Annotated in this window: 1 rRNA gene; it reads right to left on the reverse strand. The window is 53.0% G+C overall.

The features are described from left to right. Positions 1-10: 10 nt before the first annotated feature. Positions 11-1,565 (reverse strand): 16S ribosomal RNA (locus tag AB4512_RS14060). Between the last annotated feature and the right edge of the window lie 38 nt (positions 1,566-1,603).

The raw sequence follows: 1,603 nt of genomic DNA on the forward strand, positions 1-1,603 counted from the left end.
TATCTTCGTATAAGGAGGTGATCCAGCCCCAGGTTCCCCTAGGGCTACCTTGTTACGACTTCACCCCAGTCATGAACCACAAAGTGGTGAGCGTCCTCCCCGAAAGGTTAAACTACCCACTTCTTTTGCAGCCCACTCCCATGGTGTGACGGGCGGTGTGTACAAGGCCCGGGAACGTATTCACCGTGACATTCTGATTCACGATTACTAGCGATTCCGACTTCATGGAGTCGAGTTGCAGACTCCAATCCGGACTACGACGCACTTTTTGGGATTCGCTCACTATCGCTAGCTTGCTGCCCTCTGTATGCGCCATTGTAGCACGTGTGTAGCCCTACTCGTAAGGGCCATGATGACTTGACGTCGTCCCCACCTTCCTCCGGTTTATCACCGGCAGTCTCCCTGGAGTTCCCGACATTACTCGCTGGCAAACAAGGATAAGGGTTGCGCTCGTTGCGGGACTTAACCCAACATTTCACAACACGAGCTGACGACAGCCATGCAGCACCTGTCTCAGAGCTCCCGAAGGCACACCTGCGTCTCCGCTGGCTTCTCTGGATGTCAAGAGTAGGTAAGGTTCTTCGCGTTGCATCGAATTAAACCACATGCTCCACCGCTTGTGCGGGCCCCCGTCAATTCATTTGAGTTTTAATCTTGCGACCGTACTCCCCAGGCGGTCTACTTAACGCGTTAGCTCCGAAAGCCACGGCTCAAGGCCACAACCTCCAAGTAGACATCGTTTACGGCGTGGACTACCAGGGTATCTAATCCTGTTTGCTCCCCACGCTTTCGCATCTGAGTGTCAGTATCTGTCCAGGGGGCCGCCTTCGCCACTGGTATTCCTTCAGATCTCTACGCATTTCACCGCTACACCTGAAATTCTACCCCCCTCTACAGTACTCTAGTTCACCAGTTTCAAATGCAGTTCCGAGGTTGAGCCCCGGGCTTTCACATCTGACTTAATGAACCACCTGCATGCGCTTTACGCCCAGTAATTCCGATTAACGCTCGCACCCTCCGTATTACCGCGGCTGCTGGCACGGAGTTAGCCGGTGCTTCTTCTGTTGCTAACGTCAAGATGCGCAGCTATTAACTACACCCCCTTCCTCACAACTGAAAGTACTTTACAACCCGAAGGCCTTCTTCATACACGCGGCATGGCTGCATCAGGCTTTCGCCCATTGTGCAATATTCCCCACTGCTGCCTCCCGTAGGAGTCTGGACCGTGTCTCAGTTCCAGTGTGGCTGATCATCCTCTCAGACCAGCTAGGGATCGTCGCCTTGGTGAGCCATTACCTCACCAACTAGCTAATCCCACCTAGGCATATCTTGACGCGAGAGGCCCGAAGGTCCCCCTCTTTGGCCCGTAGGCATTATGCGGTATTAGCCATCGTTTCCAATGGTTATCCCCCACATCAAGGCAATTTCCTAGGCATTACTCACCCGTCCGCCGCTCGACGCCCATTAACGCACCCGAAGGATTGTTAGTGTCGTTTCCGCTCGACTTGCATGTGTTAGGCCTGCCGCCAGCGTTCAATCTGAGCCATGATCAAACTCTTCAATTTAAGATTTTGTGACTCAACGAATACTGACTTCAAAACTA

The organism is Vibrio sp. 10N.222.52.B7, from assembly GCF_041474275.1.
GTDB lineage: Bacteria > Pseudomonadota > Gammaproteobacteria > Enterobacterales > Vibrionaceae > Vibrio > Vibrio crassostreae_C.